This is a genomic window from Cellvibrio sp. GW822-FHT04B05 (assembly GCF_058800985.1).
On sequence record NZ_JBXAMU010000011.1, the window covers coordinates 1 to 2571 of the forward strand.

Genomic DNA, 2571 nt, shown 5'->3' on the forward strand with positions numbered 1-2571 from the left:
ATTGGCCGATGAAAGTCGCGGTATTATTGGCCATCGCGCACTCACCCGCGATGAAATTTATGCTGATGCACTCTCGCATATGAATCCATCAACATAAAAATTCACAGTAATTGGTTTTAGATTTTACCATTTTTATATTAAATTTTATTTAATAAGGATATCACCATGATTGGCTTGCTTGCATTATTGTTTTTTATATTATGGGGGTTCATCTCTTATAAAGTTTCAGAGTTTATATCTAAAAAAATAAAAACTGAAAAAAAATATAGGAAAATAACCATTCCTGTATTGGGTGTTTTGATATTTTTTGTTCCTGTTGTTGATGAAATTATTGGTGGTTTTCAGTTTAGGGAATTGTGCTCTGAGAAAGTTGAGTTGATCGTTGATGAGAAGAGGGTTAAGGGAAGAGTGGTTGTTGCTCAACCTATTCAGTATGTATCTATTGGCGATTATTTTGTTCCAATATCTTTAGAGTATTTTTCATATAAAGATCGCATTACAGATGAGGTCTTAGTTAGTTGGATCTCTTTGCGTACCGATGGAGGTTGGTTGTCTCGATCATTAAATATTTTATCATCGAAAAAGCCTTATACATTTAATGGGGTTTGTACACCTAAAAAAATTAAAACAATTTTATCTGATCTGCAACTTACAACTTCTCTCAAATAAAGGATTAAGAAATGATTGGCTTACTTGCATTATTGTTTTTTATGTTATGGGGTTTTATCTCTTATAAAGTTTCAGAGTTTATATCTAAAAAAATAAAAACTGAAAAATATAGGAAAATAACCATTCCTGTATTGGGTGTTTTGATATTTTTTGTTCCTGTTGTTGATGAAATTATTGGTGGGTTTCAGTTTAGGGAATTATGCAAAAAGGAGGCTGCGATCGCAATTTATGATGAAAGGGCAATGGGGAAAAAATTGATTTCTGCTGGTGCTACTACTTATGAATTAAGTGGTTATATTTTGCCGATAACTAGATTATATTTTTCATATGAAGATGTGGATAGTAAAGAGGTACTTATAAGTTGGAATTATTTTAAAGCGAAAGGTGGGTTTGTTTCTCGTTCGTTAAAAATTCTTGATTCAGATGCGCCTTACACATTTAATGGAAGCTGTGCTCCGGAAATGAGCGGTAGTAAAGTTTTCAAAAAACTTAATGTTGAAGTTCAATATAAATAAGGGATTAAATTGTGAATAATATTAGTGATGCTTTTATCAATGCTCTTTTAGCTGATGCTACTTATGCATTAGAAACGAATAATATTGATGGATTTACAGATGGTGATCTAAAACCATTATTGAGTGAACGTATGACCGAGACGTTGGCTCAATATATTGCCGATAACTTTGTAGTCGTTACAAATATCAATACCAGCGATAGCATATTAAGTACAAGTTCTGGATTTGATGCTACTGTGTGGAAGCATAAAGCAACTGGAAGAATTTATGTTTCCACACGAGGTACGGACTTTATATACCAAGATTTGATAAATGATGCAGATTTGACTTTAGGTAACGGCGCACCAGCACGTCAAATTGTGGATATGGTTAATTGGTGGTTGCGTATTACAACACCAGAGCATTTATATGTTAAACAAATTGCCATGTTTGATGTGCCGCTTAGTCCTGCAGATTATTTTTACGAAACTACACCAGTTAAAGGTGAAGGTTTACTTAATGGTTCATCCTTGGTTACTGTCAATGGGCATAGTTTGGGTGGGGCACTGGCGACCACTTTTGCAAATTTAATCAATGGTTCATCTACTACAATCAATGAAGTAAACACCTTTAACAGTGCAGGATTTTCGCCAACAAGCTGGTTGCTGTTTTCTCAAATACAATCCCTTTTAGGCTTTCATGGCGGTGTTGGTGGATATACCAATAATAATTATTTTGCGTCTAATGGCCTAAGTGCAACGACACGTGAGTTTATGAGCTCGCATTTTGGGCAGCGCACCCCATTGTCACAGGAGAACGGTAATATTGATCCTTTCTCTAACCATTATATGTATAAAATCACCGATTTATTGGCATTAGGTAACCTGTTGTCAACGCTTGACCCGTCAATTGATTTTTCATTGTTGAATAAAATAGTGGATGCAGGTTCCAATAACACAGAAGCCTCTCTTGAGTTAATTCTGGATGGATTTAGAAAGCTAGTAGGGCTTTATTCAGAACCCACACCTGTTGGTGATGTAAATGGGAATTTAGAATCGCGAGAGCAGTATTACAGAAATATTAATGGATTAAATACAGCCTTAACTTCTGGCAATCTTGCTACATTAGCAAACAAAGTATTAATCGTTGTGCAGGATAAATACACAAAATCAGGGCAAGCTGACTATGGTCAGTTTTTGGCACTTTATTATTTAACCCCTTTTGCATTGTATGGCAGTGAAGAACTACTGTCGCAACTTAATCCGGATTTGTTTGTATTATGGTCTGCCGATAAACATTTAACGACATCTGAGCGTGCCAGTGGCAAAGCCAATTTTTCGGATGCTTGGTATCAAGATCGCACCGCCATGTTAACGGCATTAATTTCCCGCAATGCTGCTGATCAAGC

The 2571-nt window shown here is 35.5% G+C and carries 3 protein-coding genes; all 3 read left to right on the forward strand.

The window, feature by feature from the left end; translation table 11 throughout:
* The first annotated feature begins 165 nt into the window (after positions 1 to 165).
* Positions 166 to 669: a hypothetical protein gene (locus AC1RJL_RS19815; RefSeq protein ID WP_492917264.1), complete on the forward strand. Its 504-nt coding sequence runs from the start codon at positions 166 to 168 to the stop codon at positions 667 to 669.
* 11 nt (positions 670 to 680) lie between these two features.
* On the forward strand, positions 681 to 1184 hold the full coding sequence (locus tag AC1RJL_RS19820; protein WP_492917266.1) for a hypothetical protein: 504 nt from the start codon (positions 681 to 683) through the stop codon (positions 1182 to 1184).
* 11 nt (positions 1185 to 1195) lie between these two features.
* Positions 1196 to 2571 (forward strand): hypothetical protein (locus AC1RJL_RS19825; RefSeq protein WP_492917268.1); only part of this gene is annotated, 1376 nt, incomplete at its 3' end.

Bases quoted from the DNA above. Each gene is read 5' to 3' on its own strand.
- AC1RJL_RS19820 (WP_492917266.1), top strand. From the start codon at position 681: ATGATTGGCTTACTTGCATTATTGTTTTTTATGTTATGGGGTTTTATC.
- AC1RJL_RS19815 (WP_492917264.1), top strand. From the start codon at position 166: ATGATTGGCTTGCTTGCATTATTGTTTTTTATATTATGGGGGTTCATC.